At 67.8% G+C, this 16,536-nt stretch carries 13 protein-coding genes; 7 read left to right on the forward strand and 6 right to left on the reverse strand.

Annotated features, from left to right (window positions below; all coding sequences use genetic code 11):
- Positions 1–20 precede the first annotated feature (20 nt).
- From Q8Q80_RS12240 to Q8Q80_RS12250, 3 genes are read right to left on the reverse strand one after another with little or no spacing between them, the layout of a single operon-like run.
- Complete coding sequence (locus tag Q8Q80_RS12240; RefSeq protein ID WP_305633177.1) at positions 21–3,119, reverse strand: efflux RND transporter permease subunit; 3,099 nt, start codon at positions 3,117–3,119, stop codon at positions 21–23.
- Positions 3,116–4,183, reverse strand: a complete 1,068-nt coding sequence (locus Q8Q80_RS12245; RefSeq protein ID WP_305633178.1) for an efflux RND transporter periplasmic adaptor subunit — start codon at positions 4,181–4,183, stop codon at positions 3,116–3,118. Before Q8Q80_RS12245 ends, Q8Q80_RS12240 begins: the two co-directional genes overlap by 4 nt.
- Complete coding sequence (locus Q8Q80_RS12250) at positions 4,176–4,841, reverse strand: TetR/AcrR family transcriptional regulator (protein ID WP_305633179.1); 666 nt, start codon at positions 4,839–4,841, stop codon at positions 4,176–4,178. Before Q8Q80_RS12250 ends, Q8Q80_RS12245 begins: the two co-directional genes overlap by 8 nt.
- Before the next feature lie 220 nt (positions 4,842–5,061).
- Here Q8Q80_RS12250 and gcvT point away from each other — a divergent pair, with 220 nt between their 5' ends.
- The 4 genes from gcvT to Q8Q80_RS12270 all read left to right on the forward strand — a co-directional run bounded on the left by gcvT (position 5,062) and on the right by Q8Q80_RS12270 (position 12,323).
- The gene (gene gcvT / locus Q8Q80_RS12255) at positions 5,062–6,186 is read left to right on the forward strand and encodes a glycine cleavage system aminomethyltransferase GcvT (protein ID WP_305633180.1); all 1,125 of its coding nucleotides are present in this window, start codon (positions 5,062–5,064) and stop codon (positions 6,184–6,186) included.
- 115 nt (positions 6,187–6,301) lie between these two features.
- Entirely contained in the window at positions 6,302–9,217 is a 2,916-nt protein-coding gene (gcvP, locus tag Q8Q80_RS12260; protein WP_305633181.1) for an aminomethyl-transferring glycine dehydrogenase, read from the forward strand.
- A 178-nt stretch (positions 9,218–9,395) separates the two neighbouring features.
- Positions 9,396–10,970, forward strand: coding sequence for a choice-of-anchor I family protein (locus Q8Q80_RS12265; RefSeq protein WP_305633182.1), 1,575 nt, complete (start codon positions 9,396–9,398; stop codon positions 10,968–10,970).
- Between the two features lie 111 nt (positions 10,971–11,081).
- Positions 11,082–12,323, forward strand: coding sequence for a nitronate monooxygenase family protein (locus tag Q8Q80_RS12270; RefSeq protein ID WP_305633183.1), 1,242 nt, complete (start codon positions 11,082–11,084; stop codon positions 12,321–12,323).
- On the opposite strand, the gene Q8Q80_RS12275 is transcribed toward Q8Q80_RS12270, so the two are convergent.
- Genes Q8Q80_RS12275 through Q8Q80_RS12285 form a run of 3 tightly spaced genes read right to left on the reverse strand, consistent with a single transcriptional unit; the run spans position 12,304 to position 13,503 of the window.
- Positions 12,304–12,732, reverse strand: a complete 429-nt coding sequence (locus Q8Q80_RS12275; protein WP_305633184.1) for a DUF6691 family protein — start codon at positions 12,730–12,732, stop codon at positions 12,304–12,306. The genes Q8Q80_RS12270 and Q8Q80_RS12275 overlap by 20 nt on opposite strands.
- 1 nt (position 12,733) lies before the next feature.
- Positions 12,734–13,168 carry a YeeE/YedE family protein gene (locus Q8Q80_RS12280; RefSeq protein WP_305633185.1) on the reverse strand — a complete coding sequence of 145 codons (435 nt, stop codon included), beginning with the start codon at positions 13,166–13,168 and terminating at the stop codon, positions 12,734–12,736.
- Positions 13,165–13,503, reverse strand: coding sequence for a helix-turn-helix transcriptional regulator (locus Q8Q80_RS12285; RefSeq protein WP_305633186.1), 339 nt, complete (start codon positions 13,501–13,503; stop codon positions 13,165–13,167). The genes Q8Q80_RS12280 and Q8Q80_RS12285 overlap by 4 nt, the downstream gene beginning before the upstream one ends.
- Positions 13,504–13,630: 127 nt before the next feature.
- On the opposite strand from Q8Q80_RS12285, the gene Q8Q80_RS12290 reads away from it, so the two are divergent.
- From Q8Q80_RS12290 to Q8Q80_RS12300, 3 genes are all read left to right on the forward strand, one after another.
- A complete protein-coding gene (locus tag Q8Q80_RS12290) occupies positions 13,631–15,106 on the forward strand; it encodes a putative nucleotidyltransferase substrate binding domain-containing protein (protein WP_305633187.1) in 1,476 nt (491 codons plus the stop codon).
- A gap of 87 nt (positions 15,107–15,193) precedes the next feature.
- Complete coding sequence (locus tag Q8Q80_RS12295) at positions 15,194–15,970, forward strand: MOSC domain-containing protein (RefSeq protein ID WP_305633188.1); 777 nt, start codon at positions 15,194–15,196, stop codon at positions 15,968–15,970.
- A 97-nt stretch (positions 15,971–16,067) separates the two neighbouring features.
- A complete protein-coding gene (locus Q8Q80_RS12300) occupies positions 16,068–16,532 on the forward strand; it encodes a TerB family tellurite resistance protein (protein WP_305633189.1) in 465 nt (154 codons plus the stop codon).
- Positions 16,533–16,536 lie beyond the last annotated feature (4 nt).

Here is a 16,536-nt window from a genome sequence, read left to right on the forward strand (position 1 = left end):
TTGTAGCCTGCGGCGCCGCGTCAGCGACCCGGCTGCAGCAGCACGCTGCGCCGCATGCACGCGATATACAGCGCCGGCATCACGAACAGCGTGAGCACCGTTGCCACGCCCAGTCCCCACACGATGGCACCGGCCACAGGGCCCCACAGCATCGAATAGCCACCGATGCCGGCAGCCAGCGAAAACAGACCGCCGATCGTCGTGCTGGTCGTGATGATGATGGGCACGACGCGCCGGCGCGCTGCGTAGATCGCCGCGTGCATCACGCTCATGCCGGCCTTCAGCCGCTCGTTGGCGGCGTCGATCAGCACGATGGCCGAATTGACGACGATGCCGGTCAGCGCGATCACGCCGTACAAGGTGTACAGCGACAGCGGCGACCCGCTGACCAGCAGGCCGACCGCCACGCCGGTGAACGCCAGCGGCACGGTGGCCAGAATCATCATCGGCTGCCAGTAGCTGCGGAACTGCGCGGCGAGGATCAGATAGATCAGACCGAGGCCGAGCAGGAACAGCACCTTCATCGCGTCCAGGCTTTCCTGCACGTCTTCCAGTTCGCCGGAAAAGTCGAGATCGGTGCGCGGGAAGCTCGTGCGCCGGGCTTCCCAGGCGGTGCGCACCGACTCGGCGACACCGATCGAATTGAGCTTTTCGGTATCGAGGTTGGCTTCCAGCGTGATGGTGCGGCGCAGGTTGTAATGCTTGATGACGCCGGGACCGCGCGTCGATTCGCTGCCGACCAGCGCGCGCAGCGTGGTGGCGCCACCATCGGGCAGTGCGATCGGTGCGTCGAGCACGCGCATCACGTCGTCGTCGGTCACGCCGGCGGCCGCCACGCGCACCTCCAGCTTGGCGCCCTGGTCCCGCGTGATGGCGACGATTTCACCCTCGACCTGCAGGCGCACCGCGCGCGCCACCTGCGATGCGCTGAGCCCTGCGTTGCGCAGCGCGTCGCGATCGAGTCTGAGCGCCAGTTGAGGGCGGCCGGGCGTGTCGTCGTCGGTGATGTCGCGCGTGCCATCCATCGATTCGAGGATGCGCCGCACCTCGGCGGTCGCCGCGCGCAACTCGGTCAGGTCGTCGCCGCGCACGCGGATCTTGACCGGCTTCTGCACCGGCGGCCCGCCCGACAGCTGGGTGAAGCTGATCATGCCGGGGCCGGGCAGGGCGGTGACGGCGGCGCGCATGCCTTCCACCATGTCGCCCACCTCGCGCCCGTCGTCGGCGCGCGGCAGCAGCGCGACCACCACCTGACCGTAGGAATCGCCGAACAGGGCTTCGGCATCGGTGAACTTGGCGCCGGCGATCGACGCGATGCGGCGCGCCTCGCCATCCTGCATCTGGCGGCGGACTTCGGATTCGAGCTGTTCGACCCGCGCCAATGTGGCGCTGATCGGGCTGCCGGCCGGCATGTCGATATTGACGTAGAAAATGCGCATCGGGTCGAAGGCGAAGAACTGCACCCGGATCAGGCCGGTCGCCGCGGCGCCGATGGCGCCGGCGATCAGCGACGCAACGATCAGACACAGCACGATCCAGTGGCGCACCGCCCAGGCCAGCGCCTGCGCGTAGCGGTGGCGCAGCACGCGGGTGAAGGCGATGCGCAAGCGTTGTTCGCGGCCTGGCGCCCGTGGCACCGGGCCGAGCGACAGCACGTGCGCCGGCAGCATCCAGAACGCCTCGACCAGACTGATCGCAAGCGCCAGGGTCACGACGAAAGGAATGACGAACATGAAGTCGCCGACGATGCCGGGCAGCAGCATCAGCGGCAAAAAGGCAGCCATCGTCGTGGCGACCGAGGCGACGACCGGCGTCCACACCTCGCGCACGCCATCGGCGACCGCCTCGATCGGCGAGGCGCCCCGCTGCAGCCGGTAGTAGATCGCTTCGACCACCACCACGGCGTCGTCCACCAGCATGCCGAGCGCGATGACCACGCCCAGCAGAACGGAAATGTTCAACGTGTCGCCGGTGGCCGACAGCACGGCGAAGGTGCCGGCGAGCGAGAACGGCACACCGAGGCCGACCAGCAGCGCGATGCGCGTACCGAGAAAGACCCAGCACAGGCCGATGACGCACATCAGGCCGAACAGCGCATTCCATTCCATGATGGAAATGGCTTCGCGCGTCGGCACGGTCTGGTCGTCCATCAGTTCGAGCTTCAGGCCCTGCTGCATCAGCACTTCGTTCTTGCGTTCGACGTAGTCGGTGATGCGCTCGACCATGGCGAGCGTGTTCACGCCGGCCTTCTTGCTGACCGAAAACAGCACGCTGGCCTGTCCGCCGGACGACACCATCTGGCTCGGCCGGGCGCGCGCGCGCGCCACGCGGGCCACCTCGTCGAGCTTCACCATGGCGCCGCCACGGGCCGACGCCGCAACGCCGACGTCGGCCAGCCAGGCGGGATCGGCGTCCTGGCCGACCACGCGCACCAGCCACTCCTGTTCGCCTGCGCGCTGCCGGCCGGCGAACACGTCGCGGAACCAGCCGGCCACGCCATCGGCGATGTCGGTCGGCAGCAGCCCGCGCGCCTGCGCCGCCTGTGGTGAATATTCGATGCGCAGTTCCGGGTCGTGCAGGCCGAGCGCGAACACGCGGTCGACGCCGCGCATGCGTTCCAGATCGGTGCGCAGTTCGCGTCCGATGGCGCGCAGCACCTCGTCGTCCGCCTGGCCGGTCAGCAGCACCTGCGCGGTCGGGAAGCCGTTCGAGCTGGTCACCTCGATGATCTGCGGCTCCTTCGCCTCGACCGGCAGTTCGGCCCGCGCCTTGTTCTGTATTTCGCGCCGCAGGTCGTTGATGCGCTTGTCGAACACCGCCGGTTCGATGTCGTCGAAACGCACCAGGATGCCGGCCAGCCCGTCGCGTGCGGCCGACGATATGAATCGGATGTCGGACACGTTCTTGATCGCGTCTTCCAGCGGCTCCAGCACCCGCTTTTCGACGTCTTCGGGCGAGGCGCCGGGCAGTGCGGCGGCGATCTGCACCCAGTTGAAATTGATTTCCGGGTCCTGTTCGCGCGGCAGCCCGAGGTAGCTGATCAGCCCGAGCAGCAGCACCACGATGAAGGTGATGTTGGCCAGCGGATGGTTGCTGATGAAACGCGCGTAGGCGCTCATGGCATTTTCTGTCCGTCGCGCAGGCTGTTGCGGCCGTCGGTCGCAATGCGTGCATCCAGCGGCAGGTCACTGGCTGCAGGGCGCCCTTCCTGCGCACCCGGCAGCTCGACGAAGCGGGCGACGCCGTCGCGCAGCACGAATACGCCGAGCAGGCTGCCGCTGCCGTCGCGCCGGATCACCAGTCCGGCCGGTACATGCGGTGCCGGGTCGGACCAGGCGAGCCGGCCTTCGGCACCGGCCGGTGCGCGTGTGCCGGTGAAGGCGGCGCGCACTTCGTGCGTGCGGCTGGCGTCGTCGATGGCTGGCGACACGCGGGCGATGCGCACCGCGATGCGTCCGGCCGGCGACACGAACTCGACCGACTTCGCGGCGCGCAGCGACACCAGGTCGCGCGGCGCCACGCGGGCGCTCACCTCGACCCGCGTCGCATCTTCGAGCGTCATCAGCACCATGCCGGCGCCGGCCAGCGAACCGGCCGACGCGTCGCGCGTGCGCACGATGGCGTCGTAGGGCGCGCGCAGCACGCACTTGTCCAGATTGCGCTGTGCCAGATCGACCGCGTTGGCGGCCACCGACACGTCGGCACGCACCACCTCGACATCGGTTTCGCGCTGGGTCAGCGCCTCGGGCGACACGAAGTTCTGGGCCTGCAGCGCGCGCGTGCGGCGCAGTTGCGCGTCGGCCTGCGCCAGACGCGCCTCGGCCGCCTTGCGCTGCGCCTGCGCGCGCTCCAGCGCGAGCTGGTAGTCACGCGGGTCGAGCCGCACCAGCACCTGCCCCTTGTTCACGCGCTCGCCCGGGTCGGCGTGCGTCGACGCCACGCGGGCACTCACTTCGGCCGCGAGCTGGGTTCGGTTCAGCGCCACCGCCTGCGCCGGCGCGTCGCGTCCGGGGTAGGTGGCAACCTCGGCAAAGGGCTTGAAGACGACGGTGGGCACGGTCGAGGGCTTGGCAACGCCAGAGGGCGCGGCCGTGGTCTGCGCGTGGCCGGCGCAGGCGGCAAACCCCAGGCAGAACGCGGCGACGCGCGCAGCGCGTGCGGCCTGCCGGTGAAAGTCAGTCATGTTCGAGCGCCCGGATGACGAATTCGATGGCAGCGGCGATGTCGGTCGATTCCGCCTGCGCGGCCGCCGACGGGTCATCCTCGGGCGCAGCGTGATCGACACAGCCGAAGGAATGTTTCATCAGCACGCGCAACAGCAGCGGTGCCATGACGGCCTGTACCGTGCAGGGGTCGCCGGCCACGCAAAACTCGCCGCGCGCATGGCCGTAATCGATGGCGCGCCCGATCAGCGCGCAGCCGCGCGCCATCACTTCGCGGTGATACAGCTCGGCGATGTCCGGGAAGTTGCGCGCCTCGGCCACCATCAGCTTGGGCAGGCCACCGAGCCGCGTGGCGCCGATCAGTCGCCACCAGCCCCACAGCAACTCGCGCATCAGATCGGCGCCGCTGCCGCGATGGCTGTCTACCAGCGCTTCGCCGCCCGCCAGTGCCGGCACCAGCCCCTGGCGCACGACCGCAGCGAACAGTGCGGCCTTGGAATCAAAATACAGATACAGCGTGCCCTTGGACACGCCGGCCGCGAGCGCCACGTCTTCAAGGCGGGTCGCTGCGTAGCCCTTCTCGACGAACAGGTCGAGCGCGCAGGCGGCAAGCGTCGCCGGGTCGACCAGTGCCGGCCGGCCGCGCCGGACCAGCGGGTGCGCGTCGGTAGCGAGCAATTCAGCGGATCGAGGAACGGGAAGCAGGGGCGAGTGCTCAGACATGGGGTGACGCGCTTTTAATGACTGAATGTTCAGTTAATAACCGGGTCGCGTCAATATGAGACGGCATGCGTTGCGTGCCGGCCGAGCGTGGCATCATCGCGCCCTCGCTGGCCTACCCGGCCGGCAGACCCGCGGACCGGTCACCTTCCGGCCCGCCACCGAGGAGATTCTGACGATGGCAATCCCGGATCAGGCCGCACTGCAGCGCACGCCTTTCCACGACCTTCACCTCGCCGCCGGCGCGAAGATGGTGCCGTTCGCCGGCTGGTCGATGCCGATCCAGTACGCGCCGGGCATCATCCAGGAACACCTGCACACGCGCAGCCAGGCCGGCTTGTTCGACGTGTCGCACATGGGCCAGATCGACGTCACCGGCAGCGGTGCCTGCGCCTGGCTGGAATCGCTGACCACCGCCGATCTGGCCGCATTGCCGCCCGGCCGGCAGACCTATTCGCTGCTGCCCAACACGGCCGGCGGCCTCATCGATGACCTGATGATCCAGCGGCTGGGCGACGGCTTTCACGTGGTGTGCAACGCTTCGCGCTGTGCCGACGTGCTGGCCTGGCTCGCCGCGCACCCGCCTGGCGCCGATTGCAGTTACGTGCTGCGCGAAGACCTTGCGCTGCTCGCGCTGCAGGGTCCGCTGGCCGAAAGCGTGCTGCAGCCGCTGGCCGACGTGGCCGGCATGCGCTTTCTGGATGTGCGAACCGCATCGGCCAGCGGCCTGCCGTTGCGCATCAGCCGCAGCGGCTATACCGGCGAAGACGGCTTCGAAATTTCGCTGCCCGCTGCGTCGGCCGCCTCGTTTGCGCAGCGCTTGCTCGACCACGAAAACGTGCGCTGGACCGGGCTGGGCGCGCGCGACACGCTGCGCCTCGAAGCCGGCATGTGCCTGTACGGCAATGACATCGACGACACGACGACGCCGGTATCGGCCTCCATCGGCTGGGCGGTCGGCGCCGCGCGCCGCGCTGGTGGCGCGCGCGCGGGCGGCTTTCCCGGTGCGGCGGTCGTCCTCGGCGAATTCCGGGAACCGCCGGCGCGCGTGCGCGTCGGACTGTTGCCGGACGGGCGTGCGCCGCAGCGCGCCGGCACGAAGCTGCTCGGCGCCGACGGGCGCGAAGTCGGCGTCATCACCAGCGGCAACCACAGCCCGACGCTGGGCCGGCCGGTTGCCATGGGCTATCTCGACCGGGCGGTGAAACTGTCCGGTGAAGCCCTGCACATCGATTCGCGCGGACAGTCCGTGTCCGTTTCCCTTACTTCCATGCCCTTCGTACCCACCCGCTACCAACGCTGAACGGCCACACTGCCCCGAATTTCCCACTCGACTCCGGTCAACGCCCTGCACGGGGGCGACGACCGGTACCTTCACACAGGGACTGCCCGAAGCGGCCCGGAAAGGACTGTTGAACATGAACAAACGCCCTACCCTCGAAGCGCTGGAAGACCGCGGTGATTTCATCCGCCGCCATATCGGTCCGGACGAACGCGACCTCGCCGTCATGCTGGCGGCCCTCGACGTCGCCAGCCTGGACGAACTGATCGGCCAGACCATCCCGGACGACATCCTGTCGGACACGCCGCTGAACCTGCCGCCGCCGCGCTCCGAGCGCGTCGTCGATGACGCGCTGCGTCGCATGTTCGCGCGCAACGAACTGCACACCAGCCTGATCGGCATGGGCTATCACGACACCATCACGCCCAATGTCATCAAGCGCAACGTGCTCGAAAACCCGGGCTGGTACACCGCCTACACGCCCTACCAGGCCGAGATTTCGCAGGGCCGGCTCGAGGCACTGCTGAACTTCCAGCAGATGGTGATCGACCTGACCGGCCTGCCGGTCGCCAATGCGTCGCTGCTCGACGAGGCGACCGCGGCGGCCGAGGCGATGACGATGGCGCATCGAATTTCGAAGGTGAAGTCGGCGCGCTTCATCGTCGATGCGGACACCCACCCGCAGACGCTGGCCGTGGTGCGCACACGCGCCGAGCCGCTGGGCATCGAGGTCGTCGTGTGCGATCCGTGGGCCGGCGTCGAGGGCGACTATTTCGGTGTGCTGGCGAGCTATCCCGGTTCGAGCGGCCGGCTGCGCGATCCGGAACCGGTGATTGCGGCCGCCCGCGCCGCCGGTGCGCTGTCGGCCATCGCGGCCGACCCGCTGGCACTGGTGCTGCTGAAAGAGCCGGGCGCGATGGGCGCCGCCGGCATCGGGGCGGACATCGTGCTGGGCAGCGCGCAGCGCTTCGGTGTGCCGATGGGATACGGCGGCCCGCATGCCGCCTTCTTCGCCTGCCGCGACGAACACAAGCGGCAGATGCCCGGCCGCATCATCGGCGTATCGACCGACGCCCTCGGCAAGCCGGCGCTGCGCATGGCGCTGCAGACGCGCGAGCAGCACATCCGGCGCGAAAAGGCGAACAGCAACATCTGCACCGCACAGGTGCTGCTGGCGGTGATCGCTGCGTTCTACGCGGTGTATCACGGCCCGAAAGGCCTGCGCACGATCGCCGACCGGGTGCACCGCATGGCGACGATTTTTGCGCTCGGCCTGCGCGAACTCGGCTTCGATGTGGTGCATGACTGCTTCTTCGACACGGTGCAGGTACGCGTGCCGGGTGTGGCTCGCCGCATCGCGGCGCGCGCCCGCGCCGCCGGCTTCAATCTGCACGTGATCGACGCCGACCACCTGTCGGCCACCTTCGACGAAACGTCGCGCCGCAGCGAGCTGAAGAACCTGCTGGCGGTGTTCGCGACGCGCGCCGATGCGCTCCTCGACCTGGCGCAGCTCGATGCCCGCGTGATCGACTGCATTCCGGCGGCACTGCAGCGCGACAGCGCCATCCTGAGTCACCCGGTGTTCAACCGCTATCACTCCGAAACGGAAATGATGCGTTACCTGCGCCGGCTGGCCACGCGCGACATCGCGCTCGACCGGGCGATGATTCCGCTTGGCTCGTGCACGATGAAGCTCAATTCCACCACCGAAATGACGCCGGTCACCTACCGGCTGTTCGCCGCACTGCATCCCTTCGTGCCGCTGGAACAGGCGCAGGGCTATCAGCAACTGTTCGAGGAACTGGAAGAGCGGCTGTGCGAAATCACCGGCTTCGCCGCGATGTCGTTCCAGCCGAACGCCGGTTCGCAGGGCGAATACGCCGGCCTGCTGGTGATCCGCAAATACCACCGCACGCGCGGCGACCTGCATCGCAACGTGTGCCTGATTCCGGCGTCGGCGCACGGCACCAATCCGGCCAGCGCAGTGCTGGCCGGCATGGAGGTGGTCGTGGTCGCCTGCGATGCGCTCGGCAATATCGACGCCGCCGACCTGAAGGCAAAGGCTGAACAGCATGCCGACCGTCTGGCCGCGCTGATGATGACCTACCCGTCCACGCACGGCGTTTTCGAGGAAGGCGTGCGCGACATCTGCGCGCTCATCCACACGCACGGCGGTCAGGTTTACATGGATGGCGCCAACATGAATGCCATGGTCGGTCTGGTGCGCCCGGGCGACATCGGCTTCGACGTGTGCCACCTGAACCTGCACAAGACCTTCTGCATTCCGCACGGCGGCGGCGGCCCCGGCATGGGGCCGATCGGCGTGGCACCGCACCTCGCGCCCTTCCTGCCCGACCACCCGGTGGTGCAGGGCGTCAATCCGGTGGCCGGCGCTGACGGCACCATCGGCACCGTGTCGGCCGCACCGTGGGGCTCGGCCAGCATCCTGCCCATCGTGTGGGCCTACATCGCCTTGATGGGAGCGGCCGGCCTGCGCCGCGCCACCCAGGTCGCCATCCTGAACGCCAACTACATCGCACACCGGCTGGCGCCGCACTTCCCCATCCTGTACAGCGGCAAGCACGGTCGTGTGGCGCACGAATGCATCATCGACCTGCGCGCCATCAAGGACGCGTGCGGCATCACGGTGGAAGACGTCGCCAAGCGGCTGATGGACTACGGCTTCCATGCGCCGACCGTGTCGTTCCCGGTGCCCGGCACGATGATGATCGAGCCGACCGAGAGCGAAAACCGCGCCGAAATCGACCGTTTCTGCGACGCGATGATCCGCATCCGCGCCGAAATCGCCGAAGTCGAAGCCGGTCGCGCCGACCGCGAGGACAATCTGCTCAAGCACGCGCCGCACACCCACGAGCTGCTGATCGCCGACCAGTGGAACCGCCCGTACGGCCGCCGTGAAGCCTTCTTCCCTCTCCCGTCGATCGACCGCGACAAGTACTGGCCGCCGGTCGCGCGCGTCGACAACGTCGCCGGCGACCGCAACCTCGTGTGCACCTGCCCGCCGATGTCGGAATATGAGGAGGCGAGCTGAGCGGTGAGCATTTGCGGGAGCGGCGGGCCGCTCCCGCGTGATCCGATCCGGTTCGCGCACGAACGATTGTAAATTTCAGTGACGTGACAGCGCTGTAACACGTCTGAAACCTCCTCCTGTTGTCGTGTCAGGTTCATGCGGCCGGACTGCCGGCCTGCTGACAACAGGAGAATCAATAATGGTCAGAAAGATTGCCGCCGCCGCGATTGCGGCACTGTTCGTACCGGTCGTGCAGGCGGCCGGCTGGGAAAAGTTGTGGACGTTTGAGCACGGCGCCGCAACCAGCGTCGCGGGCCAGACGTCGGAAATCCTTGCCTTCGACAGCCTGAACAATGAACTGTGGGTGGGCGGGCTCAAGGGTGTGGACATCCTGAATGCCGCCACCGGCAGCTTCGTGCAGCACATCGACACCACCGCCTTCGGCGAACTGAACAGCGTCGCCATCCGCAATGGTGTGGCCGCCTTCGCCATCGCCGCCCCGATCAAGACCGACGCCGGCTCGGTGCTGACCTATGACACCACCAGCCGCAGCTTCCAGCAGAGCTATCTGGTGGGCGCGCTGCCCGACATGGTCACCTTCACCGCCGACGGCCGCATCATGACCGCCAACGAAGGCGAGCCGCTGGCCCGCCCGGGTTTCGAAACCATCGAGCAACGCGGCTCGATCAGCATCATCGACACCACGAAGGATTCGGTCACCACGCTGGGCTTTGCCGGCTACGACGGCACGACCGGCCTCGGCCGCATCGTGACGCCGGGCGCGAAGCCGTCGATCGACTGGGAGCCGGAGTACATCGCGCTGTCGAAGGATGGTCAGTTCGCCATGGTGACGCTGCAGGAAGCCAATGCGGTCGCCAAGATCGACCTCATGTCGCAGCAGATCGTGTCGGTCACCTCGCTCGGCCTGAAGGATCACAGCCTGCCCGGCAATGAACTCGATACCTCGGACCGCGACGGCCCGGGCAACAGCCAGCTGGCCGGCAACTACCGCAACGCGCCGGTGTTCGGCATGTACATGCCGGACGCGATCGCCTCGTATGCGTCGGGCGGCAAGACCTACTACATCACTGCCAACGAAGGCGATTCGCGCAATCTGCAGGATTTCGTCCCCGGCGAATTCAACGAGGAAGTGCGTGTGGGTTCGAGCAGCTACAAGCTTGACCCGACGGTATTCCCGGATGCGGCCGCCCTGAAGGCGAACAGCAATTTTGGCCGCCTCGTCGTGTCCACCTCGAGTGGCGATATCGATGGCGACGGCGACTACGACGAGATCCACGTGTTCGGCGGCCGCTCGTTCTCCATCCTCGACGAGAACGGCAACCAGGTGTTCGACAGCGGCAACCAGCTCGAAGCACTGCTGTATGCCAACCCGGCCCTGCGCGCGCTGATCGACGACGGCCGCAGCGACAACAAGGGCGTCGAGCCCGAAGGTGTCACGGTGCTAGAACTGGGTGACCGCACGCTGGCCTTCATCGGCTTCGAACGCACGTTCGACAGCGTGATCGCGATCTATGACGTGACCAACCCGACGGCGGCTACTTTCGTCGACTTCATCGTCGATGCGGAATCGAACGCCGTTGAAGGCCTGACTGCGTACGAATTCGGAGGCCGCTATTTCCTGGCCACGGCCAACGAAGGTACCGGCACGACGTCGCTGTTCTCGATCACACCGGTGCCGGAACCCGAAACCTACGCCATGCTGCTGGCGGGGCTGGGCCTGATCGGCCTCGCCGCGCGCCGTCGTCGTGGCTGAAACACGGATGTAACACCTCGGCACCCGGGCTTGAGCAAGGTCAAGCCCGGGCGGCAGACGGACGGTTAAGGTGGCGCAGCCCATCTGCCGCCACCCGTCCCCTGCTTTGCCATGACAGAAACGCCGACTGCAACCCTCCCGCCGCCCGTAGCCGTTCCGGCTGCGCCGCAATCTTACGTATCCCCTGTCGACCGACTGCGCAACTGCGGTCTTGCGCCGCTGAAACTCGCCGGTCGCACCCTGCTGCCCATCGTGCAGGGCGGCATGGGCGTGGGCGTATCGGCGCACCGGCTGGCCGGCCATGTCGCCGCACTGGGTGCCGTCGGCACGCTTTCGTCCGTTGACCTGCGCCGGCTGCACCCGGATCTGATGGAACGCACGCGCGGCCTGTCGGGCGAGCGCGCGAAGACCGACATCAACGCCAGCAACCTCGAAGCGCTGGCGCGCGAAATCCGTGCGGCGCGACAGATCGCCGGCACGCGCGGCCTGCTGGCGGTGAACGTGATGCGTGCAGTGAGCGACTATGCGGCGCATGTGCGCTGCGCGCTCGAATGCGGCATCGACGCCGTGGTGGTGGGTGCCGGCCTGCCGCTCGACCTGCCCGACCTCGCGCGCGAACACCCCTCGGCGGCACTGATCCCCATCCTGTCGGATGCGCGCGGCGTGCAGCTGGTGGTACGCAAGTGGGAACGCAAGCAGCGCGTGCCGGACGCCATCGTGCTCGAACACCCGGGCTGGGCCGGCGGTCATCTCGGTGCGGCCAAGGTGGCCGACGTGTCGAACGAGCGCTTCGATTTCGAACGCGTGCTGCCGGAAACCCTGGCCTGGCTGCGCAGCGCCGGGCTGGAAGGGCGCGTGCCGCTGATCGTGGCCGGCGGCCTGCGCACGCATGACGACATCCGGCGCATGCAGTCGCTGGGCGCCGCGGCGGTGCAGTTCGGCACCGCCTTCGCGGTGACCGAAGAATGCGACGCCTCGGACGCCTTCAAACATGTTCTGGCCGACGCCGGCGACGACGATCTGGTCGAATTCACCAGCGTGGCCGGCCTGCCGGCGCGCGCCGTGCGCACGCCCTGGCTGCAGAAATATCTGGCGGTGCTGGAGCGCACGCAGGCCGTGGTGCATGAGCGCTCGCGCTGTGCCAAACACTTCGACTGCCTGGCGCAGTGCGGTCTGCGCGACGGCCTGGTCGGCTGGGGCCAGTTCTGCATCGACCATCAACTGGCCGCCGCCCTGCGCGGTGACCTGAAAACCGGCCTGTTCTTCCGCGGCCGCGGCGCGCTGCCTTTCGGCCAGCGCATCGTCAGCGTGCGCACGCTGATCGACTATCTGCTTACGCCTTTGGCCGCGTGAGCAGGGCGTGGGCCGCCATGCCGACCCCCATTGCAACGACGAACACGATGGCCGGCTGAGACGCCATGCCGAGCGACACCAGCGCCGGCCCCGGGCAGTACCCGGCCAGCCCCCAGCCGACACCGAAGGTCAGACTGCCGAGCACCAGCGGTGCGTCGATCTGGCGTGCAGTCGGCAGCTGCAGCCGGTCGCCTGACCAGGCCACGGTGCGCGACTTCGCCCATGTGAAGGCAGGGAAGGCCACCGCGATGGCACCGCCCATGACCAGCGCGAGTGACGGGTCCCATGGGCCGGCCAGGTCGAGGAAGGCGATCACCTTGGCCGGATTGGCCATGCCGGACAGCAGCAGGCCGATACCCAGCACGAGTCCGGCGAACAAAGCGACGAACGGGGCGACGAAGGTTTTCATGTCAGGCTCCGGCCAGGTGACGGACGATATAGACGGTGACGAAACCGGCGCCCATGAAGGCCAGCGTGGCCACCAGCGAACGCGGCGACAGGCGCGCCAGGCCGCACACGCCATGACCGCTGGTGCAGCCTGCGCCGTAGCGGGTGCCGACGCCGACCAGCAGGCCGGCGATGACCAGCGTCGCGGTGCCGGCGTCGGACTGCACGGCGGGCAGGGCGGCGAACAGCCCCCACACCAGCGGCGCCGCGAGCAGACCGACGACGAAGGCGATGCGCCAGCCTGTGTCACCCGAAGCCGGTCTGAACAGTCCGCCGACAATGCCGCTGATGCCGGCGATGCGGCCGCTGCCCAGAATCAGCAGCGCGGCCGCGAGCCCGATCAGCGCGCCGCCGGCCAGCGAGGTCCAGGGGGTGAAGGCGTCCCAGGCAATGTTCATGTTCGATCTCCATGTGGGTCTGCGCAGAAACGCGCGTGCAGGGTGTGCATCAGCGCCAGTGCGTCGTCGCTGGCAATGCGGTAATGGATGTGCTTGCCGTCGCGCCGCGTGCTGACCAGTCCTTCGCGCCGCAACACGCCGAGCTGCTGCGACAGCGTCGGTTGCGCAATGCCGAGCCGTGTTTCGAGCTCGCCCACCGAGTGTTCGCCCTGCGCCAGCTGGCACAGCAGGATCAGCCGGTCATCATGCGCCAGCACGCGCAGCAGCGCGCAGGCACGGCCGGCAGCAGCGCGCAGCGTGTCGAGATCGATGGTCGTATCGGATGGTCTGTCCATTCATACAATATATCAGTTAATAAAATATATAGAAGTAGATTAAGGGAATGCACGAAGGTCGCGCAAGCGGCCGTTCAGCGCGATGATGCGCATTGCGGCCTCCTCACGAACCGATGAACCGACTCCAATGACATCCGATCTCCCTGTTTCGCCCAATACCGCGCACAGCAGCGACCCGCATCTGAACCTGATCACCACGCCAGTGCGCAGCCTGATCCGGCGCGCGCCGATCACCGTGTCGCCCGCGACCACCATCCGCGATGCGGCCACGCAGATGAGTGCGCAGCGCGTGTCGTCGGTGCTGGTGGTCGAGGCGGGCCGTCTGATCGGCATGGTGACCGATCGCGACCTGCGCAACCGCGTCGTCGCGCAGGGGCTGGACAGCGCGCGGCCGGTGCTCGACATCGCCACACTCGATCCGCTGACGATGGATGTGCGCAAGCCGGCGTTCGACGCCCTGCTGCTGATGGCGCGCCACAACATCCACCACGTGCCGGTGATGGACGGCGACAGCGTGGTCGGCATGATCACGGCGACCGACGTCAGCGCGCAGCAGAACCTGTCGGCGGTGCATCTGGCGGGCGACATCTACAAGCAGATCAGTGTCGAAGGGCTGGCTGCGGCCGCCCTGCAGGTGCGCGCACTGCAGCAGAGTCTCGCCGGCGCCGGCGCCACGGCCTACAGCACCGGCCACATCATCACCGCCATCACCGATGCGCTCACCTCCCGCCTGCTGCAGCTGGCCGAGGCGCAATTCGGCCCGCCACCGGTCGGCTACGTGTGGGTGGCCGCCGGTTCGCAGGCACGCAACGAACAGACGGCGAAGTCCGACCAGGACAACTGTCTGGTCATCGACGACGCCTACGATCCAGGCGCGCACGGCGACTATTTCCGCGCGCTGGCCACCTTCGTGTGCGACGGCCTCGACGCCTGTGGCTACATCCACTGCCCGGGCGAAATGATGGCCATGACCGACCCGTGGCGGCAGCCGAAGGCGCGCTGGGCGCAGTACTTCCGCAAGTGGACGGCGGAGCCGGAACCCAAGGCGCTGATGCTCACCTGCGTGTTCTTCGACCTGCGCGCCATTCACGGGCAGACGGCGCTGCTCGACGCGCTGCGCGAGGACGTGCTGGCGCGCACGCGTGGCAACCGCATCTTCCTCGCCTACATGGTGGGCAATGCGCTGAAGCACCAGCCGCCGCTCGGCCTGTTCAACCGCATGTCGACGCTGCGCTCGGGCGAACACCGGGGCACGCTGGATCTGAAGCACAGCGGCATCGTGCCCATCGTCGATCTGGCGCGTGTCTATGCGCTGGCCGGCGGCCACGCCGCGGTGAATACGCATGACCGGCTGGCGGTCGCCGCGGCCAGCGGCGAAATCAGCGAACAGAGCGCGCACGACCTGCGCGACGCGCTCGAATACATCGCCACGCTGCGCATCCAGCACCAGGCGCGCCAGATGGCCGGCGGTTCCGGCGCCGACAACTTCCTGAAGCCGGACGAGCTTTCGAACTTCGAGCGTGGCCAGCTGAAGAACGCGTTCAGCGTCGTGCAGACGCTGCAGAGCGTGCTCGGCCAGCGCTATCAGGCCGGGCGGTTCTGAACTTCGGCGTCACCTCCGGCAAACGACTTATTGCCGCCGTGGCACGCCGGACCGAGCATCCAGCCAATCTTTCAAGCTGGAGTTGCCATGAGAACCGTTCGTCAGTTGTACCGGTATCCGGTCAAGGGCCTGTCGGCCGAACCGCTCGGCGAGATCGCGCTGCGTACCGGCGAGGGCGTGCCGCTCGACCGCCAGTGGGCGCTCACCAACGGCGGCTGGACCTTCGACGCCGGCAGCTACACGCCGCGCCCGAAGACCGATTTCATCGCCCTGATGGATCACGCTGCGCTGGCTTCGCTGGCCACCCGCTACGACGACGCCGGCAACTGCCTGCACGTCAGCGCAGCCGACGGACGCCATCTGCGCATCGACGTTGGCGACCCAGCCGCCTGCAGCGGACTGGCGCGCTTCATCGCACAGCACATCAACGCGCGGCTGGAAGGCCCGCCGGCCTTCGTCAGCGGCGAGGGCTTCCGCTTCACCGACGTCAGCGTGCTGTCGCACGGCATGATGAATGCGGTGTCGCTGATCAATCTGGCCACGGTGCGCGAAGTCGGTGCAGCGCTCGGCGCAGACATTGATCCGATGCGCTTTCGCGCCAATATCTATATGGATGGCGGCGAGCCGTGGGAGGAATCCGGCTGGCTCGATCGCGAGGTGCACGTGGGTGAAGTGCGCGCGCGGGTCGTCATGCGCACGCCGCGCTGCAGTGCGACCAACGTGAATCCGGTCACCGCCGAACGTGACATGACACTGCCGGCGACGATGATGGAGCGCTACGGTCACCGCGAACTGGGCGTCTATCTGCAGGTGCTCGACGGTGGAACGATCGCGCCGGGCGCCGTCGTGACGCCGCTGTCGTAACATCTTCGGACAGTGGATCCGGAACGCCAGCCGGTCTTTACCGGGCCGCTGTAACGCGGGCGCACGGTGCGCCCGCGTTTCGCCGACGAAAGACACGATGCTCCGTACCCTGAAAGACCTGTTCGACAGCTTTGCCGCGCCGGCGCCGCTTGACGCCGCCGCCACCGAACACCAGCTGCAGCTGGCCACCGCCGTGCTGCTGGTCGAGGTGATGCGCGCCGATCCGGATATCGGCGACGCCGAGCGCGCCGCGGCCATGACCGCGCTGCGCGGCAAGTTCGCACTGACCGACGACGAAATCGAGCGCCTGCTCGAACTGGCGACCTCCGCGGCGCGCGAGGCCTATGACTATCAGCGCTTTACGGCGCTGATCAACCGGGCCTTCGACGCCGAGCGCAAGGCGCACATCATCGAGCTGATGTGGCAGGTCGCCTACGCCGACGGCCATCTGCACGCGCATGAATCGCATGTGATGCGCAAGGTGGCCGATCTGCTCTACATCCCGCACGCCGACTACATCACCGCCAAGCTGCGCGCGCGCGACGCGGCCGCTCCTGCCTGATCGC

The organism is Methyloversatilis sp., assembly GCF_030698125.1.
Lineage (GTDB): Bacteria > Pseudomonadota > Gammaproteobacteria > Burkholderiales > Rhodocyclaceae > Methyloversatilis.